Genomic DNA, 23,640 nt, shown 5'->3' with positions numbered 1-23,640 from the left:
CGTATCATCCGTTTGAAGGGAAGCCTGCGAGCAGGCGAGATCAAGCCCGGTGGGCGATCGCATCGCGCAAGGCGATCAGTCGCGTCGCCTCGACGAGATGAAGGCGCTCCACCATCCGCCCGTCGAGGCCAATCACGCCCTTGCCCTGATTTTCCTCCCGCTCGAAGGCCGCAATGACGGTTTCGGCCCAGCGCACCGCTTCGGGCAAGGGAGAAAAGGCTACTTCCGCAGGTTCGATCTGGGACGGATGGATCAGCGTCTTGCCATCGAAGCCCATGCGCCGGGCGCTCGCGCATTCGTCGGCAAAGCCGTCCGTGTCGCGGAAATCGCCGTAGATGCCATCGAGAACCGAAAGGCCGTGAGCCTTGGCCGCCAGCACGATCTGCATGAGCCAGGGGAGCATCTCACTGCGGGCGGCATCCGGCCGGATGCCGGTGGCGAGCTTGATATCGTTCGGCCCGACGACGAGAGCGCCCAGCCGTCCCTGGCCCTCGGCGGCGATCGAGCCGGCATCGAGAATGCCGAGCGGCGTCTCGATCATCGCCCAGAGTTTCAGACTGTCCGGCGCATCGGTGTCCTTCAGCGCATCGACGAGCTGGCGCACCACACGCGCCGTTTCCACCTTGGGCAAGAGGATTGCATCGACGCCGGCGCCCCGCGCCATCAGGAAATCCTCGGTACCCCAGGGTGTGTCGAGACCGTTGATGCGCACGATCCGTTCGCCTGAGAAAGCGCTTCCCTCGAGATGATCGCGCAATCGCTCGCGCGCGGCGGGCTTCTCCTCGGGACTGACGGAATCCTCAAGGTCATAGATCAAACCGTCGGGTCTCAGCCCGTCGGATTTCTCCAGCGCGCGGGAATTGGCGGCGGGCACGAAGAGGACGGATCGGCGGGGTCGAATGGTGCTTTGCATGGCCGGTTCATGGCTGAAGGATGCGGCGATGACAATCCGGGCGGACGCCTCCCCTCGCCTTCGACTTTGCCTCCGATCGCCGAGATGCTAATCGCTCTGGCAAAGAGACGGGACGCGAGGAGCCAGACCTATGCAGAAGTTCACGACCCTGACCGGCATCGCCGCGCCGCTGCCGATCGTCAATGTCGACACGGATATGATCATCCCGAAGGATTATCTGAAGACCATCAAGCGCACCGGTCTCGGCACCGGCCTCTTCGCGGAGCTGCGCTACAATGAGGACGGGTCCGAGAACACCGATTTCGTGCTTAACAAGCCGGCCTATCGCCAGGCCGAGATCCTGGTCGCCGGAGACAATTTCGGCTGCGGCTCCTCGCGCGAGCACGCGCCCTGGGCGCTTCTCGACTTCGGCATTCGCTGCGTGATCTCCACCTCCTTTGCCGACATCTTCTACAACAACTGCTTCAAGAACGGCATTCTGCCGATCCGGGTGACGCCCGAGCAGCTGGCGCTTTTGATGGACGATGCCGAGCGCGGCGCCAATGCGCGCCTGACCGTCGATCTGGAAAACCAGACGATCAGCGGCCCCGATGGCGGCGAGATCAGCTTCGAGATCGACCCCTTCCGCAAGCATTGCCTTTTGAACGGTCTCGATGAGATCGGCCTGACGCTGGAGCGCGCCGACGTCATCTCATCCTATGAGGACAAGCTCGCCGAGCGCCGCCCCTGGGCGTGAATTAGGGCCGTCCGCGTCCAGACGATCGAGATATGATCGGGCATCTTTCATGATGCCCGATCCGCCTTGCAAGACATCGCCAGTGAGCCCGCGATCAGGCGTCGGTTGAGCCGCGCATCAGGCCTGTCGTCCGATGGGTCCTGGAAACACGTCCGGATTGGGGATCGTCGTCGCGCCGTCGCCAAGCGGGCGCTGCATGAGAACCGTGTCCACCCAGCGTCCGAATTTCAGCCCCGTCGCCTTCATCGTGCCGATCATCTCGAAACCGGCCTTGGCATGGAGACGGATCGAGCCGGCATTCTCCGCCCCGCCGATGACGGCGAGCATCTGGCGAAAGCCCTTGGCCTGCGATTGGGTGAGAAGCTCGGAAAGGAGCTGGCTGCCCACTCCCTGTCCGCGCGCCTCTCGAGCCAGATAGATCGAATCCTCCACGAACCAATTATAAGCCGGCCTGGTGCGGAACGGGCCCGCATAGGCATAGCCTAGGATCGCGCCGCCTTCGTCCACAGCAACGAGATAGGGATAACCGGCCGCGACGAGACCCTCGAAACGCTTGGTCATTTCCGCCTCGTCCGGCGGTGTCAGCTCGTAGGTGGCGGTGCCATTGAGCACCTCGTCCTCATAGATCGCTGTGATCGCCGAGAGATCGGTCAGCGTTGCCGCACGGACGGTCAAGGTCAAACTCATGGGCGCTTCTCGCAGCCTTCATCGATGGCGTTGCTCTTCGATTAGCCGAGCCATGGCTTGGGCGAAAGAGCCGGATTGGCCGCTCCGATCGCCAGAGCCGATCCCGCTGCGTTCCCCTTCGACATTCGCCACGTCGAGGAACCGGCGCCCAAACGAAAAGGGCGACCCGAAGGCCGCCCCGATCATTCATCTCTCGATCCCTGTCGGGAGCCGCGACTACTCGCGGTTGCCGAAGAGCTGCAGCAGCATGAGGAACATGTTGAGGAAGTCGAGATAGAGGCGCAGGGCGCCCATCACGGCCTTGCGGCCAGCAACGGCAGACCCGTCGCCCTCATAGTACATTTCCTTGATCTGCTGCGTGTCATAGGCTGTCAGGCCGGCGAAGACGAGAACGCCGATGACCGAAATGGCGAATTGCAGCGCCGGAGACGCCAGGAAGATGTTCACCACCATGGCGATCACGATGCCGATCACACCCATGAAGAGGAACGAGCCCCAGCCCGAAATGTCGCGCTTGGTCGTATAGCCGAAGAGCGACAGGGCACCGAAGGTGGCCGCCGTGATGAAGAAGACCTGGGTGATCGATTCGCCGGTATAGACGGCGAAGATCGAGGCGAGCGACACGCCCACCAAACCGGCATAGACCCAGAAGGTCGCCTGCGCAGCCGCAACGCTCATCTTATTGATGCGGAACGACAGGAAGAACACCATGCCGAGCGGAGCGAGCATGACGACCCACTTCAGCGGCGTGTTGAACAGGGTATTGCCGAGCTGCGTCAGCCCGACGATATCGCCTGCATCGTTGGTTACGAAGGACAACATATACATGGCATAGGCCGCGACGCCGGTCAGAGCGACACCACCTGCCATCAGATTGTAGACCTTCAGCATGTAGCTGCGCAGGCCCTGATCGATGTCCGCTCTCGTACCGGCAGCAGGCACCGAGCGCATGCTGGAATTCCGATAGTCAGCCATATTCGTGAAATCCTTATCTCGAGTGTCCCGTCCGGTGTCCGCCCTCCAAGCTTGGACCCTCGGTGGCGGTGGCGCCGCTGGCGGGACGCCCAGCGATCCAAGTGTAATATGCGGTTTCAATCCGCATGGAACAAGATATGAGCCCGAGCAAAACCGGCCTTTTCGCGCCCTGAAAGATGACTTCGACGTGAGTTTCGTTAACGCCGCGTCGACAGGATCAGCGATGCGCCGGAACGGGGCGCCCTCTGTTTGACAGGGCACCGCGCCTGACACGTTCGGGACCGGATGTCTCGGTCATACGATGAGGCCGTCAAGCGGCCATATCGCGGCCGAGGGACTGTCTGCGGGACAATTTGAACCCTGCGACTCTCGCGTCGAGCATCCTGGTCTGTTCGGCGAGATTGGTGGTTGCCGCAGTCGTTTGTTCGACCATCGCCGCATTTTGTTGTGTCGTCTGATCCATCTGGAAGATGGCTTGCTTGGTTTCGACGAGCGCGGTTGCCTGTGATCTCGCGGACGACACCAAGGCCTCCATCTCGTTGTGGACGGTTTCGACACGCTCCAAAATGCCGGAAAGCGCCGATCCGGTTTTCTCCGACAAGGACACACCGTTCGAGACTTCGGTGACGGACCGGCTGGTAAGGTCCTTGATTTGCTTGGCCGCATCGGCCGAGCGTTGAGCCAGTTCGCGAACCTCGCTCGCGACGACGGCGAAGCCCCGGCCGGATTCGCCCGCCCGCGCGGCCTCGACGCCGGCATTCAGCGCCAGAAGATTGGTCTGGAAGGCGATTTCGTCGATGACGACGACGAAGCGGGTAATGTCTTCCGACGAGGCCGCGATGGCCTGGATCGCCTCGACCGTCGCACGAACGATCGCGCTGGACTGCTCAGCCTGCGAAGCGGTCTGGGCGATGAGTTGCCCGGCATGTTCGGCTCGTTTCGTGCTTTCGGAAACGGTTTGTGTGATCTCCGCGAGCGCCGCAGCGGTCTCTTCCAAGGAAGCGGCCTGTTGTTCGGTACGCCAGGCAAGATCATCGGCCGCAACATGCAGTTCGTCGGTATTCGAGCGAAGCGCACCGGAGACTTCGGCCACCCCGCCCATCGCGTTCTCAAGCGCATCGAGCGAGCGATTGAAGTTCAGGCGGAGAGGCTCGAACATCTCGGCGAAATGGGTCTTTATCCGATAGCTGAGATCGCCCTCCGACAAGCTCTGAAGCGCCTTTCCGAGCTCGTTCACCGCCTTCAGAGACGCGGCTGCGGTCTCCGCTCGTTCGGCATCCGTCGCCGCTCGGACGCGCTCACGTTCGGCAAGGCGCCCGGCCTCTTCCTCGGCCTCGCGCAGGACACGCTCCTCGGTCTGGGCAATGATGTCCTGCACGGTACGAGCCATCTCGCCGAACTCGTCCTTCCGCGTCCCGTCGACGCCCGTCAGCTCGCTGCTTTCCTCCAGCAGAGCCTTCAGGCTCTGCGACAAGGCGCGCAAGGGGTTCGATATCGATCTGGCGAGAACAAATGTGACGCCCCCGACGAGAATCGTCACGAAAAGAGCGATCAATGCCCGTTGCACGAAGTTGGCATAGGCTTCGTCGCCAAGAGCGGCGGCTTTGTCCTCGATGCGGTGGATGGTTTCCTGAGCCAGGTCCCTCAGGACCGAGATGCGGGTCGTCGCGATTTCGAACCACTCGCCGGGATCGAATCGGGACAGGTCTGTCATTTCGCCATTTCGAATCATGGCGTGGCGCATCTCGACCATCGCCTCGCGTGAGGCTGCGAGACGCTTTCTCGCATCATCGGCGAATACCGGCTCAACGCCTTCATAATAAAGATCGATAAGCGCGTCTTCCTTGCCACCCAACTCGGCGAACAGGAAATAGTGCTCCAAGGAAAAGTGCCCGGCTGCAATGGCGCCGGCCCCAAGACCCCGCTCCTGGCCCGCGAATTCCTTCGCATGCAGCAGCATCGTAAAATCGGAAAGCGGCGTCGCGATCGCCATGTCGTCCACACCATGATGGAGGGAGACGGCCATGGCCAAGAGACCCTCGATGAGTTCGCTGTAGAAGGTGAAGGCCTCTTGCGGCGTTGCCGCTAACGCATCGACGTTTTTGCGAATATTCGCCAAGCCTTCATGCGTCATGGGATCGACGCGCTGCATGAGCGGCGTGGCATATTGGTCGCCGGCCTGTTCGATCCGATCCTCGACGCTTTCGAAGACCTCATGGATGTCGTGGCTTGTCATCCGCGCCTTGCGCATGGCGTCGGCCATCATCGTGCCGCCGCTTCCAAGGAAGCCGGCCGTAGTGCCGCGCTCGATCTGCAAGGCATGGATGAAGTTCGAAACGATCTCGATCTCCTTGGCCGCGTCACGGAGCTCGTACATATGGGTATAGCGGCCCCAGGACGCTCTAAGTTGATCCTGAGCGACCAGGACGAGCAGGACCGTCGGTATGAGAAGCGTCGCGACAAGGCGCAGGCCGACAGGAACATCTTTCAGGCGCATCGATTTTTCCTTGGATGCCATCGCCCATTCCACACCAGACCATCTGGGCGTTTTTGAACTATGATAAGTAACGCATATTTGAAGCTCGTTTTATTAAAATTGCTTTACCCGGAGTTGTTCGTTTTCCGCGCTACGGGGAAATCCACAGGCTGGTTGAATCCCTTCAGCCACAGGGGTTGGGTCAGGAAAATGGAGACTCTTTAGGCTGACAGAGGAGCATTTGGCGGGCAGACGGCAGCGCCGGTTTGTCGAGCAATTCGCAGATGACGCGGTCCGCTTGGTGGAGACGAGCCGCCGGGGGGCGAAAGGACCTTGCCAAGTTTCTCAGGATTGCCCGTCGACGCCATGTCGATGGTTCGACAAGCGCCGATAAAAGGACTTGAAGCTCTTCCTGCCGATCGACAGGTGGAGCTGGAAGCCGCACGAAAGTCACTCCTCCGGGAGCATGAGAACCCGCGCCAGAAACGCAGCCAAAAGCTGCTTGGTCCGGGCGCGACAAGTGACCTCAGGAACGCCCGGCCCCGTATTCAGCTGGACGACCCTATAGCGAGTGTCACCAGCCAGACACGGGGATCGTCACCAATCCCCGCCATTCTCGGCGTTTTCGCCCAGCTCTCACCCCAAGATTCCCGGCAGGTCGAGGCCCTTGTCGCGGGCACAGTCGATCGCCTCTTCGTAGCCGGCGTCGGCATGGCGCATGACGCCGGTGGCAGGGTCGTTCCACAGAACACGGCCGACCCGCGCTGCCGCCTCCTCGCTGCCGTCGCAGACGACAACCATGCCGGAATGCTGGGAAAAGCCCATTCCTACGCCGCCGCCATGATGGAGCGAGACCCAGGTCGCGCCGGAGGCCGTGTTGAGAAGGGCGTTGAGGAGCGGCCAGTCGGAAACGGCATCCGAGCCATCCTTCATCGCCTCCGTCTCGCGGTTCGGCGAAGCGACCGAGCCGGAATCGAGATGATCGCGGCCGATCACGATCGGCGCCTTCAACTCGCCCTTGGCGACCATCTCGTTGAAAGCCAGGCCCAAGCGATGGCGATCGCCGAGACCGACCCAGCAGATGCGGGCCGGCAGGCCCTGGAAGGAAATCCGCTCCCTCGCCATGTCCAGCCAGCGATGAAGATGGGCGTTGTCGGGCAGAAGCTCCTTCACCTTTTCATCGGTACGATAGATGTCCTCCGGGTCGCCCGACAGCGCCGCCCAGCGGAAGGGGCCGATGCCGCGGCAGAAAAGCGGGCGGATATAAGCCGGCACGAAGCCGGGAAAGGCGAAGGCGTCGGCAACCCCCTCCTCCAGCGCCATCTGACGGATATTGTTGCCATAATCGACCGTCGGCACGCCCGCCTTATAGAGATCGAGCATCGCCTTCACATGAAGGGCCATCGAGGCCTTGGCTGCCCTTGCGACGGCCTTGGGGTCACGCTCACGCTTCTCCTCCCATTCGGCCAGGCTCCAGCCAGCGGGGAGATAGCCATTGACCGGATCATGGGCCGAAGTCTGGTCGGTCAGGATGTCCGGCTTGACGCCGCGCCGGACGAGTTCGGGCAACACCTCCGCCATATTGCCGAGAAGGGCGACGGAGACCGGCTTCCTATCCTTGGTCGCTTGTTCGATGATCGCCAGAGCGTCGTCGAGATCCTTGGCCTGAACGTCCACATAGCGGGTGCGCAGGCGAAACTCGATCGAGGAGGGCCGGCATTCGACGGCGAGGCAAGAGGCGCCGGCCATGGTGGCGGCCAGGGTCTGCGCCCCGCCCATGCCGCCAAGCCCCGCGGTCAGGATCCATTTGCCGGAGAGATCGCCGGAAAAGTGCTGGCGCCCCATCTCGACAAAGGTCTCATAGGTGCCCTGCACGATGCCCTGGCTGCCGATATAGATCCAGGAGCCGGCCGTCATCTGGCCGTACATCGCAAGGCCCTTCTGGTCCAATTCGTGGAAATGGTCCCATGTCGCCCAATGGGGCACGAGGTTGGAATTGGCGATGAGGACGCGCGGCGCGTCCTTGTGGGTCTTGAAGACGCCGACCGGCTTGCCGGATTGGACGAGAAGCGTCTCGTCGGCTTCGAGACCCCTCAGGCTCTCGACGATCTTATCGAAACTCTGCCAGTCGCGTGCCGCCCGGCCGATACCGCCATAGACGACGAGTTCGCCGGGCTTTTCCGCCACATCCGGGTCGAGATTGTTCATGAGCATGCGCATTGGCGCTTCGGTCAGCCAGCTCTTGGCCGTAAGCTCGGTGCCATGCGGGCTGCGGATCGTGCGGGAATTGTCGATGCGGGTCATGGGTCGGGCGTCCTCGGATGGCAGCATTAGGTCGGGTCAATGACGAGGCGATCGATCCCTCTTCGCCTCGCTCAAAGCGCATTTTGCACGCCGCAATCAGGCCTCGGCAAAGCCGAGACATGCGGTCAGAATGGCTTTCAGATTCTCTCGCAAAGGGTCGGCATAAGCCGCGTCGTAGGGCGTCGGCCAAGTCTCCGGCGTCGGCATGCTCTCGGGCTCCGGCATATAGGCCCGGCAGGCGAGCTCCATCTGGACGGTATGAATACCGGCTTCGGGAGCACCGAGCGAACGGGTGATGTAGCCACCCTTGAAGCGGCCATTCGAGACGCTGGGAAAACCGCTCGCCGCCGTGATGGCTTCGATCCGCGCTTGTAAGTCGGGAGCACATGAGAGCCCCGAATTGGTGCCGATATTGAAGACAGGCAACTCACCCTCGAAGAGACGCGGAATGCGCGAGCGGATCGAGTGGCAGTCATAGACCACGACCGTTGGATGGATCGCGCGCAGCCGGGCGATCTCGACCTTCAGCGCCTCGTGATAGGGCGCATGATAGCGCGCCTTGCGCCGCTCGATCTCTTCGGTCGAAGGCTCGCGGCCTTCCTCATAAAGCAGCTCGCCATCGAAGGTGGTCGTCGGGCAAAGCTCGGTCGTCGCCTGACCGGGATAGAGCGAGACGCCGGAAGGGTCGCGATTGACGTCGATCACCGTGCGGGAGATCGCCGTGTGAACGACGGTGGCGTCCATTTCGGCGGCAAAGTCGTAGAGCGTGTCGATCCACCAATCGGCGTCCCGCCGGGCGAGCCACAGGGAGACCAGCCCAGTTTGGCAATCCTCGGGGATTTCGGTGCCCGTATGCGGCAGCGACACAACAAGCGGCGCCGCCCCCCGCCGGATTGTCAGCCAATCCGCCATCACGCCGCCTCCAGGGCGGGAAGCACGATCGGGCGGACCGCTTCCGCCAACGCACCGCTCGCCACCAACGCGCCAGCTGCCTCGATATCGGGCGAGAAATGCCGATCCTCGACAAGCGTCGGAACCTCTTTGCGAAGACGCGCGCGCACGCGTTCCAATGGTTCGCTCGACGCCAGACCGCCGAGAAGATCGCAGCCTTGGGCCGCTGCCAGAAGCTCGATCGCGATGACCTTCATGGCGTTTTCGGCCATGTCCGGCAGGCGCCTTGCGCCATGGGCGGCCATGGAGACGTGATCCTCCTGGTTCGCCGAGGTCGGGATGGAATCGACGCTCGCTGGATAGGCCTTCTGCTTGTTTTCCGAAACAAGGGCGGCAGCGGTCACCTGGGGGATCATGAAGCCGGAATTCAGCCCCGGCTTCGGCGTCAGGAAGGCCGGCAGGCCCGACAAAGCGGGATCGACCAACATGGCGACACGACGCTCTGAGATCGATCCGATCTCGCAGATCGCCAAAGCGATCATGTCGGCGGCAAAGGCGACGGGCTCGGCGTGGAAATTACCGCCCGACAAGGCTTCGTCGGTTTCCGCGAAGATCAGCGGATTGTCGGAGACGCCATTTGCCTCGGTGAGAAGCGTGACTGCCGCCTGGCGCAAGAGATCGAGCGCGGCGCCCATCACCTGGGGCTGGCAGCGCAGGCAATAGGGGTCCTGGATGCGCGGATCGTCGATGCGGTGGGAGGCGCGGATCGCCGATCCGGCCATCAGATCGTGAAGGATCACCGCCGTTTCCGCCTGGCCGCGATGGCCGCGCAAGGCATGAATGCGCGGATCGAAAGGGGTATCGGAGCCCTTGGCCGCATCGGTCGAGAGCGCGCCGGTGACGAGAGCGGCTTGAAACAGCGTCTCGGCGTCGAACAGCCCCGCCAGGGCATTGGCAGTGGAAAACTGGGTGCCGTTCAAAAGGGCGAGCCCTTCCTTGGCCTTCAGAACGACCGGCTCCAAACCCACCTCGCGCAAGGCGTCCGCAGCCGGCAGCGTCCGCCCATTCACGACGATCTCGCCGACGCCGATCATCGCCGCCGCCAGATGGGAGAGCGGCGCGAGATCGCCCGACGCACCGACCGAGCCCTGACAGGGGATCACGGGGATGAGATCATGGGCGAGCATCGCCTCGAGCAATGACAGGGTCTGAATGCTGATGCCGGACGCGCCACGTCCAAGGCTGGCAAGCTTCAGCGCCATCATCAGCCGGGCAATGGGCAGGGGCACAGGCGCACCGACGCCGGCCGCATGGCTGAGCACGATATTGCGCTGCAGGACTTCGAGATCCTCGTCGCCGATCCGCACCGAAGCGAGCTTTCCAAAGCCCGTATTGATGCCATAGACCGGCTCGCCCTTTTGCAGGATGCGCGAGACGGCTCTTTCGCTCGCCTCGACGACGCTCCAGGCGCTATGGACGAGATGCGGGATCGCACCACGATAGATCGCGCGCCAGTCGGCAAGCGACACATGGCCAGGGGTCAGTTGCATCGCCTCGCTCATTTGCCACCTCGAACGCGTCGGTAAAGCGGATTGAAGCCGATCCGGTAGACCAGCTCGGCCGGGTCATCGATGTCCCAAAGGCAGAAGTCGGCCCGCTTGCCGGCCTCCAATGTGCCGATCTCGGCCAGGAGCCCCAGCGCCCTCGCCCCATTTCGGGTGACAGCGAGAAGGCATTCGTCCACCGTCATGCGGAAGAAGGTCGCCGCCATGTTCATGGTCAGGAGAAGCGAGGTGAGCGGCGAGGTGCCGGGATTGCAGTCGGTGGCGAGTGCGATCGCAACGCCATGTCGGCGCATCAGATCGATTGGCGGCACGCGCGTCTCGCGGATGAAGTAGAAGGCGCCGGGGAGAAGAACGGCAATGGTTCCGGCCTTCGCCATCTCCCGCGCCCCCTCCTCCGACAGATATTCAAGGTGATCGGCCGAAAGCGCGCCATGACGGGCGGCGAGTGCCGCGCCGCCGAGATCCGACAGCTGTTCGGCGTGGAGCTTGATCGGAAGGTTATGGGCTTTGGCGGCAGCGAAGACCCGGGCAATTTCGTCGGGCGAAAAGGCGATACCTTCGCAGAAGCCGTCGACGGCATCCGCCAGACCTTCGGCAGCGACCGCCGGAAGCATGTCGCGGCAAACGGTCTCGATATAGGCGCCCTTGTCGCCTCTCGCCTCCGGCGGCAGGGCGTGGGCGCCGAGAAATGTCGTCAGAACCTCGACATCGCGTGCCTTCGCCAAGCGGCGGGCGGCGCGCAGGGATTTCAGCTCGCTTGCCGTGTCGAGCCCATAGCCTGATTTGACTTCGATCGTCGTCACACCTTCAGCGATCAGGGCATCGAGACGCGGCAGAGTTGCAGTGACGAGGTCATCCTCACTCGCTGCGCGAACACCCCGCACGGACGAGACGATACCGCCGCCTGCCCGCGCGATCTCCTCATAGGAGGCGCCCGCAAGACGCTGCTCGAATTCTTTCGCCCGATTTCCGGCAAAGACGAGATGGGTATGGCAGTCGACGAGACCGGGCGTTGCCCAACGCCCCTCACCTTCGACGATCCGCATCGCCTCACCCGCCATTTCCGGGAGATCGGCTTCAGGTCCGGCATAGACGATGCTCCCGCCCTTGGTGACGATCGCCCCCGCTTCGATCCGGCCGATGCCACCCTCGGGGCCGGCCATGGTCGCTAGATTGAGATCGCGCCAAAGGGTCACCGTCTCGGCCGCGCCGTCCCCAACAATCCCATTTGGATCGCTTCGCTGATCGGCCATGTTGAAGCCTCCCTTGCGGATCGCTCACTCTTCTTTCTATGTATAGACATATTAGATTGACGCGCAAGTCGGTCAGCCGCCGAAACCGGAGAAGGACGAAGAATCCATGAGCAGCAAGCCGACGGCGATCCACGCGAAAAGGGCCCTCCTGGAGGATGGCTTTGCCGACAATGTGCGGGTGATGCTCTCAGGCCCAACAATCGCGGCCGTCGAAACCGGCTGCCAGCCGGCACCGGGCGACGAAAGGGTCGATATCCTACTGCCGGGCATGGCCAATCTTCACAGCCATGCCTTCCAGCGCGCCATGGCCGGACTTGCGGAGGTGCGCGGGCCGGGGCGCGACACCTTCTGGACCTGGCGCGATCTCATGTATCGCGTCGCGCTGACGCTCGATCCAGACGATGTTTCGGCGGTGGCTGCCCAGCTTTATGCCGAGATGCTCGAAGGCGGCTTCACCCGCGTCGGCGAATTTCATTATCTCCACCACGCGCCGGATGGATCGCCCTATGCCGATCGGGCCGAGCTTGCAGGTTCGATCGTCGAGGCCAGCCAGACGGCCGGTCTCGGCCTGACGCTCATTCCGGTTCTCTATGCCCATTCCGATTTCGGCGGCGCGCGGCCAAGCGACGGCCAACGCCGGTTCATCAATGATCGCGAAGGCTTCGCTCATCTTCTCGACGCCAGCGAAGCCAAGCTTTCCGGGCTCGAAGGCGCGTGTCTCGGCGTCGCGGCTCACAGCCTGCGCGCGGCAACGCCTGAAGAGGTAAGCTTTGCCGCGAGCCTCCGTCCGCACGCGCCCTTTCACATGCATATTTCGGAACAGGTGAAAGAGGTCGAGGATTGCATCGCCTGGAGCGGCCAGCGGCCCGTCGAATGGCTCCTGGAAAACGAGACCGTCGATCAACGCTGGTGCCTGATCCATGCCACCCATATGACGGCGGATGAAACAGTCTCATTGGCGCAAAGCGGAGCCGTCGCCGGCCTCTGCCCCGTTACCGAAGCCAATCTCGGCGACGGGGTCTTCAACGCGCCGGACTTTCTGGCGGCTGGCGGACAGTTCGGGACGGGAAGCGATTCCAACATCCTGATCGGCGTCGCCGACGAATTGCGGCAGCTGGAATATGCCCAGCGGCTCTTCCATCGCGCTCGAAACATCATCGCTCCCCATGGCGCCTCCAATGGGCGCACGCTTTTCGAAGCGGCCTTGAAGGGCGCGGCGCGGGCAACGGGCATCGAAGGCAAAGCGGGCATCCAGCCCGGCGCCCTCGCCGATCTCGTCTCGCTCGATGCCAATCACCCGGCCCTTATCGGGCGCAAAGGCGACTCGCTTCTCGACGCCTTCATCTTCGGGGCCAGTCGCTCGCCGATCGACAAGGTCTGGGCTCTCGGCCGCAAACAGGTGGAGGCTGGCCGGCACCTCGCGAGTGACGCGATCTTCGTGCGTTTCCGCTCAGCCATCGAGCGGCTGTCGCACCGGCTGTAATCTGATCGCGCTTTGCTCGCTCGATCCCCAAAAATCTGCGGCTGATGAAAAACTAGCCTCTTTGCAAGCTGCACATGAATTGACATTCTGAAAGAGACGCGTTTCGATATGTCTAGGCATATCGCCAGCCCGCTTCCGCCGAACCGAATGGCCGATGAGGGCGCTCCGAGATTGAAACCCAAGAGGTCGATTCCATGCAAAAGCGCCTGTTCCTGAAAGCGGCCCTCGGCCTGTCCCTCGCCGTCGGCGTCTCGCTGGCCGGAAGCGTCTCCGCCTTCGCCCAGGATTCGCTGGAGCGGGTCAAGTCCGCTGGCGTCCTGTCCGTCGGCACCGAGACGGCCTTCGCCCCCTTCGATTTCATTGACGAGACTGGCACCCATGCCGGACTGAATGTCGATCTCTTCGAGGAGATCGGCAAGGAGATGGGCGTCGAGATCAAATGGGTCGAATTGCCCTGGGAAGGCGTGTTTCCGGGCCTCGAAGCCGGCCAGTTCGACATGGTCGCCGGCCCCGCCACCATCACCAAGGCGCGCATGGAGCGCTATCGTTTCCTGACCCCGATCGCCGAAGCGACCGTCGCGATCCTGAAGAAGGCCGGAGACGATTCGATCGAGAAGCCGGAAGACATTGCCGGCAAACTCGTCGGCGCCGGCAAGGCGACCGCGCAGCTTGCTCAGGTCCAGGAATTCGGCAAGACACTGCCCGAGCCCATCGAAACGCGCGAATATGTCGGTTATAACGAGGCCTATGCCGATCTCGCCGCCGGCCGCATCGCCGCCGTCGCCAATTCGCTGCCGAACATCGCCTATCTCGCCCAACAACAGCCGGAAGTCTTCGCGACCGTCCTGCCGCCCTTCGGCCTCAAGACCTATTTTGGTTATATCGGCACCAAGAAGCCGGAAGATCAGTCCCTCCTCGACGCCGTCAACGCCGCGCTGATGAAGATCAAGGAAGATGGACGCCTCGCCAAGCTTCAGGAGAAGTGGTTCGGCCAGTCCTTCGAGACGCCGGACGAAGTGACCGATCCAAACGTGTGATCGGATAGGAGGTGCGGGACTTCGTCTCGCCATGCGCGAGGGCTCTCCTGCCCCGCGCTACCGGACGGCGCCGAATATTCGAAACAAGGCGCCTTCCTTGAGCTTCCCTAACGAGACTCGCTTGTATCGCACAAGCTCGTTGGACTTCTATCTTAACCGGTTATCAGCGTCCGCAATCGCGGGCATCCCAGGCGCTTGCCTCTCCGCTTCGCCATTCTCGGGCGCCGTCCCGATACTGGCGAAGTTCCGGAGTTCGTGTCCATTCTGGACGGCCTCGGCACATAGAATGCCCCAATGTGCTTGACGCCCCGCCGTCTCCAAGCTCCTGGCCGACACCACACAGGATGAGCTGATCCCCCATGTCGATGCGCCTCTTCGAACTGATGCTGTGGGCGGCAGGCAAGACCGTTCTTCTCAGCGCAGTCTCGATCATGATCGGTTTTGCGATCGGCCTCATGGTCTGTGCGGCGAAGCTCTCGCCGAACAAACTCCTCAGCATCCCGGGAAGGCTCTATGTGAGCCTGTTTCGCGGCGTGCCTCTGCTGGTCCAGCTTCTTCTCATCTACAATCTGCTGCCGGCCCTTGGTATCATGGTGCCGAGCGTCGTTGCGGCGATCGCTGGTCTTTCCCTCTGCACCGCCGCCTATCAGGCGGAGAATTTGCGCGGCGGATTCCAGTCCGTCCCGCGCGGTCTTCTGGAAGCCGCCGACATGGTCGGCATGAGCCCTTGGAAGCAGCTGACGCGAATCCGCGCCCCGATCGCCTTCCGCCTGACCCTGCCCGCCCTCGTCAATGAAGCGATCCTGATCCTCAAAGCCTCCTCCCTCGTCTCCGTGGTCGGCGTCATCGAGCTGACGCGCATGGCGCAGAACCTTTCGGCCTCCTCCTTCCGACCGCTCCTCTTCTATTCGGTGGCCGGCGGGATCTATCTCGTCATCTGCTGGACGATCGCAGGGGGCGGCTCGCTCGCCGAGCGCATGCTGAAGACGGAGGGCCGCGCATGAGTATCGATTTCGGCCTCATCTTTGCCCGGATGCCGGAGATCCTCGCCGCCTTCTGGGTCACGGTCTGGATCTGGATCGTCTCGAACGTCCTCGCCGTCTTTCTCGGCTTCGGCGTCGCGACCTTGCGGCGCTACGGCCCGCTCTGGCTCGACCTTCTCTTGCGGCTTCTCGTCGAGATCATCCGCGGCACGCCCTTTCTCGTGCAGCTCTTTCTTCTCTACTTCGGTGGCCCCTTCATCGGCCTGTCGCTTGATCCGATCCCGGCCGGTCTTCTCGGCATGACGGTCTATTCCACCGCCTATTACAGCGAGATCTTTCGCGCCGGCTATAACGCCATTCCCGTCGGCCATATCGAGGCGGCAGAATGCGTCGGGCTGACGCGCGGCCAGATCATCCGGCGCATTCTCGTGCCGGAAATGACCATGCTCGTCCTGCCCCAATGCGTGAACATGGCGATCCTGATGATGAAGGAGACCGCAATCCTCTCGATCATCACCGTGCCCGAACTCACCCTCGTTGTCGGGGCGATCGGCTCGCAGCAATATGCCTTCGTCGAGGCGATGCTTCTGCTCGCGCTCTTCTACTGGTTCCTGGTCGAACTGTCCGGCTTTCTCGGGCGGATCGCCGAGGCCAGATTGTCCAAATTCAGGTTCGCCCATTCATGACCCGATCCGCCGTCACGGTCCGCGACGTCCACAAATCGTTCGGAAAGACCGAGGTTCTGAAGGGGATCGACCTTTCCGTGCCGCAGGGCTCGACCACCTGCCTGCTCGGCCCCTCCGGCTCCGGCAAGTCGACGCTTCTGCGCTGCATCGCCTTTCTCGAAGAGACGACGTCGGGGACCATCGAGATCAACGGCCAGCCGCTCGGCTTTGCCGAGACTGGCGACGGCAAGCGCACGCGCCTGCCCCAGAGCGACATCCGCAAGGTGCGCTCGCGCATCGGCATGGTGTTTCAGCAATTCAATCTCTGGCCGCATATGACCGCGCTCGGCAATGTGACGGAAGCGCTGGTCACGGTGCGCGGCATGAAACGCAAGGAGGCCAATGCGATCGGCGAGGCGCAGCTCGCCCGCGTCGGGCTCGACGATCGCGGCCATCACTACCCGTCCGAACTCTCCGGCGGCCAGCAACAACGCGTCGCCATCGCTCGCGCGCTGGCGCTGGAGCCGGACATCCTCCTCTTCGACGAACCCACCTCCTCGCTCGATCCCGAGCTGACCGGCGAAGTCCTCAACGTCATGCGGGAGCTCGCCGGTGGCGGCATGACGATGATCGTCGTCACCCATGAAATCGGCTTTGCGGCCAGCGTCGGCGAAAAGATCGTCTTCCTCGACGAAGGCAAGCTGCTGCTCGATGGCCCGCCTTCGGAGATTTTCGGAACCCCGCGCCATCCCCGGCTGCAGCAATTCCTCGAAACCTATCTCGATCGTGGCGCGGCGACCCTCGTCTAATGAAGATGGAAGGACGAATCGCAGCCGGAGATGATAGAATCCAGTCCATGGCTGCAGCCCAGAATCCCGAACAAGACGAGCCCAAGTCGCTGCGACGCTCCCTGCATCAGACGATTCTCGACGAGCTGAAAGGCCATATCCTGTCCGGGGAGTGGCCGCCGGGAACGCAGGTGCCCTTCGAACAGGATCTCGCAAAGGACTTTGGCTGCTCGCGCATGACCGTCAACAAGGTCATGACCCAACTCGCAGCGGCCGGCCTCGTGGAACGGAGGCGCAAGGCCGGCACCTTCGTCAAGCGGCCGCAGTCCCACACGGCGATCATGACCATCGTCGACATCCGCTCCGAGGTCGAAGCGCTGGGCCTGCCCTATCACTACGAGATTCTCTCGCGCGAGGTCCGCCTGCCCGAGCCCTTCGAGGCGAAACGGCTGGGCACGGAAGCCCGCGTCCTCGCCGTGATCTGCCGTCATTTCGCGGCTCGCCAGCCCTTCTGTTTCGAGGATCGGCTGATCAATCTCGGCACCGTGCCGGAAGCTGAAACCGAGAGTTTCGAGACCTTGTCGCCCGGTGCGTGGCTTGTCTCGAAGGTTCCCTGGTCAGACGCAGAATATCGCATTCGGGCGATCGCTGCCGACGAGGACATCGCCGATCGCCTCTTGATCAAACCCGGCGACCCCTGCCTGACGATTTTCCGTCGCACGACGATCGATGCCGTCCCGGTGACGGCCGTCAGTCTGACCTATCCCGGCACCGATCATGAAGTCTCGGCTCGTTTTGCCTCGCAGGCAATCTGAGGAATGGCCTGCGAGGCTATGGCGAACGGCGGATCGGGGCGGGTTGGTTCAGCTTTTGTTTTGGAACCGCTTGGACAGCCGCGCGAGGCTCAGGAGTTCGAACAACATCTGCGCCCCGGCATGAGCGGTGTTCGTCGTCGCATCATATTGGGGCGCGACCTCGACCACATCGCCGCCGACCATGTCGAGCCCGGCAAGGCCGCGCAGGATCGCTTGCGCCTCGCGCGTCGTCAGACCGCCGATCTCGGGCGTGCCGGTGCCGGGCGCAAAGGCCGGATCGAGACTGTCGATATCGAAGGAGAGATAGACCGGGCCGTCACCCACGACCGCCCGCGCCTTTTCGACGATGGCAGGAATGCCGAGTGCGGCGATCTCCTCGGCATGGATGACCGTCATCCCGCTCTCATAGGAGAATTCCCAAAGATATTCGGAGGAGCCGCGAATGCCGATCTGGGTGGTGCGCTCGGGATCGAGAACCCCGTCGAGAACGGCTTGCCGGAACGGGCCTCCATGATGGAACTTGCAGCCTTCATAGGGGCCCGACGTATCGCAATGGGCATCGATATGGATCATGCCCACCGGCCGCTCGGCGCCGATCGCCTTCAGGATCGGCAGCGAGATGGAATGATCGCCCCCGACGAAGAGCGGCATGGCGCCCGTCGACAGGATCTTCTTCGTCGCGTCCTCGATATCGGCATGAGAAAGGGCCACGTCGAAACGCGAGCGGAACGGCACGTCGCCAATATCGGCGACGGTGAGTTCATGGGTCGGCATGGTTTTCAGGACATGATTATAAGGTCCGACGCGCTCGATCGAGCGCAAGGCGCGCGGCCCGAAGCGCGAGCCGTTGCGATTGGTGACGCCGAGATCCATTGGCACGCCGATCAGCGCCACATCGAGGCCGGGAAGATCCAGGGCCGACCAATCGACCGCGCGATAAGGCACGTCGAGCAGCGTCGGCAGACCGGCATAGGGGGCGACGCGCGTGCCCTTCTTGTCGAAGAGGCGGTCGGCGACGGCGGCAAAGCCGGGATCGTAGATCGCGCGCTCATTCTCGCCCGCATAGCGTTTGCGAAGGTCGCTCAGCTTCGTCTCGTCCATGAGTGCCCGATCCCTTTCACACAAATTGCAGCGCAAGACGCTTTCGCGTCGCACCATCGACTTGAACGGCAAAGCCGGCATTCTTGCAAGATGAGTCCCCTTGGCCGCGCTGAGCCTCATAAGCACCTTCGCGCCCCCGATCTCAGCCCCGTTCCCTTCATCGAGGCCCCCGCCCCATGTCAGAACTCTCCCGCTTCCAGCCTCTCGATGCCGGCGCCATTCCCCGCTTTGCCGGCACCTCGACCTTCATGCGGCTTCCCGCCGCGACGCCGGCCGAGGTCGACATCGCGCTGGTCGGCGTGCCCTTCGACGGCGGCACGACCAACCGCACCGGCGCGCGCCACGGGCCGCGCGAAATCCGCAACCAGTCGAGCCTCTGCCGCCGGGTTCACCATGCCAGCCTGACCTCGCCTTTCGACCTGTTGCGCGTTGCCGATTGCGGCGATGCGCCGGTGAACCCGGTGGACAAGGATGCAAGCCTCGCTTCGATCGCCCTCTTTTTCGAGGACATTCGTAAGAACGGCGCCCGGCCCTTGACGGCGGGCGGCGATCATCTGGTCACGCTCCCGATCCTGCGGGGGCTCCATAAGGGCTACCCACGTGCACTCATCCATTTCGACGCCCATACCGATACGTATGACGAAATCTTCGGCACGAAATACAATCACGGCACACCCTTTCGCCGCGCCGTCGAAGAGGGGCTTCTCGACCCCAAACGCATGATCCAGATCGGCCTGCGCGGCGCGATTTCGCACGCCACCAATTACGACTGGGCGCGAGACGTGGGCATCCGCCTCATCTTCATCGAGGAGCTGCGCGAGCGCGGCCTCGCCGATGTCATGGCCGAGGCGAAAGCGCTGGCGGGCGCGGACGAGACCTACGTCTCCTTCGACATCGACGTCATCGATCCCGCTTTCGCGCCCGGAACCGGCACCCCGGAAATCGGCGGCATTACGAGTTTCGAAGCCCAAAGCCTCGTGCGCATGCTGTCGGGCGTCAACATCGTCGGCGCCGATATCGTCGAAGTCTCGCCGCCGCTCGATCCGAGCGGCCTGACGGCGCTGACGGGGGCGACGATGATATTCGAGCTCCTCTGCGTCATGGCGGAGACGATGAACGCTCAGAAGTCGGGTAGAGCGCCGCTGGATGTCTGATCGCCCATTGCGCAAATCAGCCATGCGATGCATCATTATGCATAGACCTATTCCAGTCGAAGGAGTTCGGCCATGAACATCCATGCGCCTGTTCGAACGGCGGCGGACGAGCTTGCGGCCAATGTCTCGGTCCCCTTCGAGAGCGCGCGGGCGATGCCGCGTTCGGTCTATATGTCCGACGAGTTCCTGCAGCTCGAGCTCGAACACATCTTCTCGAAAGACTGGATCTGCGCCGGCCGCGTCGATGCTTTGAAGGAGCCGGGCGACTATCTGACCCTGGAGATTGCTGGCGAGCCGATCATCGTCCTGCGCGACAAGGACGGCGCCCTGCGCGCCATGTCCAATGTCTGCCGCCATCGCATGTCGGTGCTGCTCGAAGGGCGCGGCAACACCCGCGCGATCGTCTGCCCTTATCACGCCTGGACCTACAATCTCGACGGCTCGCTGCGCGGCGCCCCGGCCATGACCCGCAACGACAGTTTCTGCAAGTCGGACGTCAGGCTGCCGGAAGTGCGCTGCGAGGAATGGCTCGGCTTCATCATGGTGACGCTCGATCCGGACACGCCGCCGCCCTCCGAGACACTCGCCGAGGCCGCGGCGATGATCGAACATCTCGATCTCGCGAGCTATTCGGAGACCTTCCGTGAGCATCACCTCTGGGACACGAACTGGAAGGTGCTCGCCGAGAATTTCATGGAGAGCTACCACCTTCCGATCTGCCACCGCGCCACGATCGGCGGTTCGACGGACATCAACGAGATGGTTCTGCCGGAGGGCAAGGACGCCTTCAATTGGCACACGATCCTGCGCAACGACGCGGTGCCGCTCGCGCTGGCTCACCCCAACGACACGCGGCTTCAGGGCGACGAGCGCCGCACGACCTGGCTCTTTGCGATCTATCCCTCGCTGATGATCTCCATCACGCCGGGCTATTTCTGGTATCTCAGCCTCCACCCGGAAGGCCCGGGCCAGGTGCGCATCCTCTGGGGCGGCGGCATGTCTCCGCATTATATGGCCGATCCGAGCGCGCCGGCCCAGCTCGAAACCGTCAAGGCTATGCTTGAAAAGGTCAATGACGAGGATCGTGGCTGCACCGAACGCGTCTATCGCGGCCTGCTCGGACGCCTCGCCGAAGCCGGCCCGCTCTCCCATCTGGAGCGCCCGAATTTCGACTTCGCGCAATATATCTCGCGCCGGGTGAACGGGCGGTAGATCAACCCGTCATGTCCCGCCTCTCGTAGCGTTTCGCCAAAGCCAGAAGATCGGCCTCGCGCCCAAACGGCGCGATCAGTTGGACGCCGGTGGAAAGACCGCCGCGCAAGCCTGCCGGCAGCGCAAGAACCGGGCATCCCGACAAGGTGCCCGGGGCAACGCATTCCATCCAGCGATGATAGCTGTCCATGGATCGCCCCGCGATCTCCGGAGGCCAGCGCCATTCGATCGGGAACGGCCAGACCTGCGCGGCCGGAAGCGCGAGGACATCGAAGCGCTCGAAGAGAGCCAGCAGCCGCAAATGCCAGGCCGTGCGGGTGTCGTAGGCCCGGTGCAGCGCCATGGCTGACATCTTCAGGCCGTTCTCGATCTCCCACTGCATTTCCGGCTTCAGTAACTCCCGCTTATCCGGGTCGGCGAAGAGATCGCCATAGCGGGCGGCGATGACGCCATGGCGCTGGGCGGAAAAGCTCTGCCAAAGGCGTTCTGGATCAAGACCGAGTTCGGCCGTCTCGACAGTGCTGCGAGGAATACGTCCCAGCGCCGCCTCGCAGGTCTCGAGAATGCCCGCCTCCATGGCGAGATGCCCTTGAAGATCGCCAAGCCAGCCGATCCGGACCACTCCGGCGTCAAAGTTCGAAACGCCATCGATCGGCGACAGGCCCGAGGACAAAGGCTGACGCGCATCGGGCCCAGCCTGGACGTCGAGCAGTAGGGCAAGATCGTCCGCGCTTCTCGCCATCGGGCCGTCGGTCGCGAGCGAGGCGGAAAAGACATCGCCCGCCGGCAGGCTCGGCACCCGGCCGAAGGAAGGTCGCAGGCCATAGACATTGTTGAAGGCGGCCGGGTTGCGCAAGGAGCCGCCCATATCCGAGCCATCGGCGATCGGGAGCATGCGCAAGGCGAGCGCGACGGCCGCGCCGCCGCTCGACCCGCCGGCCGAGCGGGCGGGATCGAACGCATTGCCGGTCGCGCCGAACACCTCGTTGAAACTGTGTGAGCCGAGGCCGAATTCCGGCGTGTTGGTCTTGCCGATGATGATCGCGCCCGCCGCGCGCATGCGGGCGGTGGCAAGCCCATCCTCATCCGGCACGAAATCGCGAAAGATTGGCGAGCCGAAGGTGGTCGTCAGCCCCTTGGTTGGCGAGAGATCCTTGATGGCGACGGGCAGACCGTAGAGCGCGCCATCGGCCTCGCCGGCAGCAAGGCGCCGGTCGGCCTCATGCGCCTCCGCCAGGATCGCCTCGCGCGGTCGCAGCGAGACGATCGCGTTATAGGTCGGGTTCAATGCCTCGATCCGATCGAGAAAGGCAGTCACCACCTCCTCGACCGAAAGCGCGCGCGCCTTGATTTGGCGCACGAGTTCGCCGGCATCCATCGCGCAGATCGCCGGGACGGGCGCGCCCTGAGGGCCGATCAGCCGACCGTCCGCGCCGAAGGGCGTCACGCGCCGAGCTCGGCCAGGAGCCCGGCGATCAGCCGGCCGCGCGAGGCGAGGCTGTCCACCTCGATATGCTCATTCAGCGTATGAACGTCGGCGCCGACGACGCCGAGCCCGTCAAGGGTCGGCAGGCCCATCGCCCCGGTGAAATTGCCGTCCGAGCCGCCACCTTCGCTAGCATTGGCGAGCGGGAAGCCGATGGTTCCGGCAATGCGCTTGGCGCGCTCGAAGAGATCCATCGTCCCCGCGCTTGCCTCCCAGACCGGCCGCACGACGCTCTTTTCGACGAAGAAGCCGGTGCCGTCGGCCTCGCGCTTGTCGAAGGCCAGGATTCGCTCCGTGCCGCGATCGAGATCCTTTTGGCGCTTGGCCATGGACAGGCATTCGGCACGGCAGATCGTCGGCACGCAGTTCACCCATTGGCCGCCATGGACGACCGAAACGGAGAAGGTGCAGTCGTCGTCCGTCATGTCCTCGATGGCGAGAAGCTGACGGGCCATCATCTTGACGGCCGACTGGCCGGCTTTCAGCGCCGCCCCGGCATGGCTCGGGCGGCCCATGGCGGTCAGATGATAGCGGGCAATGGCATAGCGGCCGGTCACCACCGTGTTGCGGCCCCAGGCAGGCTCGGGCACGAGGATATATTTGTGCTTGGCCGCTTCCGCCTCGATCAAGGCGCGGGTGCCCGGCGTGCCGATCTCCTCGTCCGAGGTCAGAAGCACATGAACCGGGAGCGGCGTCTCGACGCCCATCTCCGCCAGCGCCTTGATGGCGCTGATCGCGGCATAGTTGCCGCCCTTCATGTCGCAGATGCCCGGTCCCCAGCAGATGTTGCCCTCGCGGCGGAAGGGCAGTTTCTCCAGCGTGCCAAGCGGATGGACCGTATCGAGATGGCCCATGATCAAGACGCCGGGCTCGCCCGCTTTCGGATGGGGAAAAGACGCCTTCGCGCAATCGCCGAGCCCTTCCGGGCCGGGAATGACCTCGACATTGAAGCCCATCGCCTCCATGTCCTCGGCCGCCATCGCCGTCATCCTGTCGACCGAAGGCTTGTCATAGGTCGGGCTTTCGAGTTCGACCCAGCGCTTCAGCCCCGTCAGCATGGCTTCGGGATCGAGGGGCACGGTATTTACGTCGATCGTCATGTCAGTCCTCGTTTGA

The 23,640-nt window shown here is 63.2% G+C and carries 20 protein-coding genes; 9 read left to right on the top strand and 11 right to left on the bottom strand.

Annotation, left to right across the window (positions count from 1 at the left end; translation table 11 throughout):
* Nucleotides 1-40 precede the first annotated feature (40 nt).
* The gene (locus B9A15_RS00655) at nucleotides 41-913 is read right to left on the bottom strand and encodes an HpcH/HpaI aldolase/citrate lyase family protein (protein WP_084407938.1); all 873 of its coding nucleotides are present in this window, start codon (nucleotides 911-913) and stop codon (nucleotides 41-43) included.
* Nucleotides 914-1,043: 130 nt separating this feature from the next.
* On the opposite strand from B9A15_RS00655, the gene leuD reads away from it, so the two are divergent.
* On the top strand, nucleotides 1,044-1,649 hold the full coding sequence (leuD, locus tag B9A15_RS00650; RefSeq protein ID WP_084407937.1) for a 3-isopropylmalate dehydratase small subunit: 606 nt from the start codon (nucleotides 1,044-1,046) through the stop codon (nucleotides 1,647-1,649).
* Between the two features lie 117 nt (nucleotides 1,650-1,766).
* Here the strand turns inward: leuD and B9A15_RS00645 are convergent, their stop codons facing one another.
* The 7 genes from B9A15_RS00645 to hutI all read right to left on the bottom strand — a co-directional run bounded on the left by B9A15_RS00645 (nucleotide 1,767) and on the right by hutI (nucleotide 11,800).
* Nucleotides 1,767-2,330, bottom strand: a complete 564-nt coding sequence (locus B9A15_RS00645; RefSeq protein ID WP_084408393.1) for a GNAT family N-acetyltransferase — start codon at nucleotides 2,328-2,330, stop codon at nucleotides 1,767-1,769.
* Nucleotides 2,331-2,552: 222 nt separating this feature from the next.
* Nucleotides 2,553-3,311 (bottom strand): Bax inhibitor-1/YccA family protein, encoded by a 759-nt coding sequence (locus tag B9A15_RS00640; RefSeq protein WP_084407935.1) that lies wholly within the window; start codon nucleotides 3,309-3,311, stop codon nucleotides 2,553-2,555.
* Nucleotides 3,312-3,621: 310 nt separating this feature from the next.
* On the bottom strand, nucleotides 3,622-5,808 hold the full coding sequence (locus B9A15_RS00635) for a methyl-accepting chemotaxis protein (RefSeq protein ID WP_170923121.1): 2,187 nt from the start codon (nucleotides 5,806-5,808) through the stop codon (nucleotides 3,622-3,624).
* Between the two features lie 615 nt (nucleotides 5,809-6,423).
* A complete protein-coding gene (gene hutU, locus B9A15_RS00630) occupies nucleotides 6,424-8,091 on the bottom strand; it encodes a urocanate hydratase (RefSeq protein WP_084408392.1) in 1,668 nt (555 codons plus the stop codon).
* Between the two features lie 96 nt (nucleotides 8,092-8,187).
* Nucleotides 8,188-9,003 carry an N-formylglutamate deformylase gene (gene hutG / locus B9A15_RS00625; protein ID WP_084407931.1) on the bottom strand — a complete coding sequence of 272 codons (816 nt, stop codon included), beginning with the start codon at nucleotides 9,001-9,003 and terminating at the stop codon, nucleotides 8,188-8,190.
* The gene (gene hutH, locus B9A15_RS00620; RefSeq protein ID WP_425292939.1) at nucleotides 9,003-10,532 is read right to left on the bottom strand and encodes a histidine ammonia-lyase; all 1,530 of its coding nucleotides are present in this window, start codon (nucleotides 10,530-10,532) and stop codon (nucleotides 9,003-9,005) included. Before hutH ends, hutG begins: the two co-directional genes overlap by 1 nt.
* 8 nt (nucleotides 10,533-10,540) lie before the next feature.
* Nucleotides 10,541-11,800: an imidazolonepropionase gene (hutI, locus tag B9A15_RS00615; protein ID WP_084407928.1), complete on the bottom strand. Its 1,260-nt coding sequence runs from the start codon at nucleotides 11,798-11,800 to the stop codon at nucleotides 10,541-10,543.
* A gap of 106 nt (nucleotides 11,801-11,906) precedes the next feature.
* Between hutI and B9A15_RS00610 the strand changes: the two genes are divergently transcribed.
* The 6 genes from B9A15_RS00610 (at nucleotide 11,907) to B9A15_RS00585 (ending at nucleotide 17,571) form a co-directional block, all read left to right on the top strand.
* Nucleotides 11,907-13,283, top strand: a complete 1,377-nt coding sequence (locus tag B9A15_RS00610; RefSeq protein WP_084407926.1) for a formimidoylglutamate deiminase — start codon at nucleotides 11,907-11,909, stop codon at nucleotides 13,281-13,283.
* Nucleotides 13,284-13,477: 194 nt separating this feature from the next.
* Entirely contained in the window at nucleotides 13,478-14,320 is an 843-nt protein-coding gene (locus tag B9A15_RS00605; RefSeq protein WP_084407924.1) for a transporter substrate-binding domain-containing protein, read from the top strand.
* Between the two features lie 359 nt (nucleotides 14,321-14,679).
* The gene (locus tag B9A15_RS00600) at nucleotides 14,680-15,324 is read left to right on the top strand and encodes an amino acid ABC transporter permease (RefSeq protein WP_084407923.1); all 645 of its coding nucleotides are present in this window, start codon (nucleotides 14,680-14,682) and stop codon (nucleotides 15,322-15,324) included.
* The gene (locus tag B9A15_RS00595; RefSeq protein WP_084407921.1) at nucleotides 15,321-15,989 is read left to right on the top strand and encodes an amino acid ABC transporter permease; all 669 of its coding nucleotides are present in this window, start codon (nucleotides 15,321-15,323) and stop codon (nucleotides 15,987-15,989) included. The genes B9A15_RS00600 and B9A15_RS00595 overlap by 4 nt, the downstream gene beginning before the upstream one ends.
* Nucleotides 15,986-16,777 (top strand): amino acid ABC transporter ATP-binding protein, encoded by a 792-nt coding sequence (locus B9A15_RS00590; RefSeq protein WP_084407919.1) that lies wholly within the window; start codon nucleotides 15,986-15,988, stop codon nucleotides 16,775-16,777. Before B9A15_RS00595 ends, B9A15_RS00590 begins: the two co-directional genes overlap by 4 nt.
* 47 nt (nucleotides 16,778-16,824) lie before the next feature.
* Complete coding sequence (locus B9A15_RS00585; RefSeq protein ID WP_084407917.1) at nucleotides 16,825-17,571, top strand: histidine utilization transcriptional repressor HutC; 747 nt, start codon at nucleotides 16,825-16,827, stop codon at nucleotides 17,569-17,571.
* Nucleotides 17,572-17,619: 48 nt separating this feature from the next.
* Here the strand turns inward: B9A15_RS00585 and speB (B9A15_RS00580) are convergent, their stop codons facing one another.
* Nucleotides 17,620-18,672, bottom strand: coding sequence for an agmatinase (gene speB / locus B9A15_RS00580; protein WP_084407916.1), 1,053 nt, complete (start codon nucleotides 18,670-18,672; stop codon nucleotides 17,620-17,622).
* Nucleotides 18,673-18,848: 176 nt separating this feature from the next.
* Between speB (B9A15_RS00580) and speB (B9A15_RS00575) the strand changes: the two genes are divergently transcribed.
* Both speB (B9A15_RS00575) and B9A15_RS00570 read left to right on the top strand, forming a co-directional pair.
* Nucleotides 18,849-19,826: an agmatinase gene (gene speB, locus B9A15_RS00575; protein WP_084407914.1), complete on the top strand. Its 978-nt coding sequence runs from the start codon at nucleotides 18,849-18,851 to the stop codon at nucleotides 19,824-19,826.
* Nucleotides 19,827-19,898: 72 nt separating this feature from the next.
* On the top strand, nucleotides 19,899-21,038 hold the full coding sequence (locus tag B9A15_RS00570; protein WP_084407912.1) for an aromatic ring-hydroxylating oxygenase subunit alpha: 1,140 nt from the start codon (nucleotides 19,899-19,901) through the stop codon (nucleotides 21,036-21,038).
* 1 nt (nucleotide 21,039) lies between these two features.
* On the opposite strand, the gene B9A15_RS00565 is transcribed toward B9A15_RS00570, so the two are convergent.
* Nucleotides 21,040-22,485, bottom strand: a complete 1,446-nt coding sequence (locus B9A15_RS00565) for an amidase (RefSeq protein ID WP_244556745.1) — start codon at nucleotides 22,483-22,485, stop codon at nucleotides 21,040-21,042.
* A complete protein-coding gene (locus B9A15_RS00560; protein WP_425292938.1) occupies nucleotides 22,482-23,624 on the bottom strand; it encodes a M20/M25/M40 family metallo-hydrolase in 1,143 nt (380 codons plus the stop codon). Before B9A15_RS00560 ends, B9A15_RS00565 begins: the two co-directional genes overlap by 4 nt.
* Nucleotides 23,625-23,640 lie beyond the last annotated feature (16 nt).

The sequence above is a fragment of the Fulvimarina manganoxydans genome, assembly GCF_900176465.1.
GTDB classification, from domain to species: Bacteria; Pseudomonadota; Alphaproteobacteria; order Rhizobiales; family Rhizobiaceae; genus Fulvimarina; species Fulvimarina manganoxydans.
The sequence above is the reverse complement of the archived record's forward strand: the minus strand, read 5'-3'. Positions and strand labels throughout refer to the sequence as shown.

Coding starts and splice junctions, on each gene's coding strand:
- hutH (WP_425292939.1), bottom strand. CDS start 10,532: ATGCAACTGACCCCTGGCCATGTGTCGCTTGCCGACTGGCGCGCGATC.
- B9A15_RS00595 (WP_084407921.1), top strand. CDS start 15,321: ATGAGTATCGATTTCGGCCTCATCTTTGCCCGGATGCCGGAGATCCTC.
- speB (WP_084407916.1), bottom strand. CDS start 18,672: ATGGACGAGACGAAGCTGAGCGACCTTCGCAAACGCTATGCGGGCGAG.
- B9A15_RS00600 (WP_084407923.1), top strand. CDS start 14,680: ATGTCGATGCGCCTCTTCGAACTGATGCTGTGGGCGGCAGGCAAGACC.
- hutI (WP_084407928.1), bottom strand. CDS start 11,800: ATGGCCGATCAGCGAAGCGATCCAAATGGGATTGTTGGGGACGGCGCG.
- B9A15_RS00560 (WP_425292938.1), bottom strand. CDS start 23,624: ATGACGATCGACGTAAATACCGTGCCCCTCGATCCCGAAGCCATGCTG.
- B9A15_RS00585 (WP_084407917.1), top strand. CDS start 16,825: ATGGCTGCAGCCCAGAATCCCGAACAAGACGAGCCCAAGTCGCTGCGA.
- hutG (WP_084407931.1), bottom strand. CDS start 9,003: ATGGCGGATTGGCTGACAATCCGGCGGGGGGCGGCGCCGCTTGTTGTG.
- B9A15_RS00655 (WP_084407938.1), bottom strand. CDS start 913: ATGCAAAGCACCATTCGACCCCGCCGATCCGTCCTCTTCGTGCCCGCC.
- B9A15_RS00570 (WP_084407912.1), top strand. CDS start 19,899: ATGAACATCCATGCGCCTGTTCGAACGGCGGCGGACGAGCTTGCGGCC.
- B9A15_RS00605 (WP_084407924.1), top strand. CDS start 13,478: ATGCAAAAGCGCCTGTTCCTGAAAGCGGCCCTCGGCCTGTCCCTCGCC.
- B9A15_RS00590 (WP_084407919.1), top strand. CDS start 15,986: ATGACCCGATCCGCCGTCACGGTCCGCGACGTCCACAAATCGTTCGGA.
- B9A15_RS00610 (WP_084407926.1), top strand. CDS start 11,907: ATGAGCAGCAAGCCGACGGCGATCCACGCGAAAAGGGCCCTCCTGGAG.
- B9A15_RS00635 (WP_170923121.1), bottom strand. CDS start 5,808: ATGCGCCTGAAAGATGTTCCTGTCGGCCTGCGCCTTGTCGCGACGCTT.
- B9A15_RS00640 (WP_084407935.1), bottom strand. CDS start 3,311: ATGGCTGACTATCGGAATTCCAGCATGCGCTCGGTGCCTGCTGCCGGT.
- hutU (WP_084408392.1), bottom strand. CDS start 8,091: ATGACCCGCATCGACAATTCCCGCACGATCCGCAGCCCGCATGGCACC.
- speB (WP_084407914.1), top strand. CDS start 18,849: ATGTCAGAACTCTCCCGCTTCCAGCCTCTCGATGCCGGCGCCATTCCC.
- leuD (WP_084407937.1), top strand. CDS start 1,044: ATGCAGAAGTTCACGACCCTGACCGGCATCGCCGCGCCGCTGCCGATC.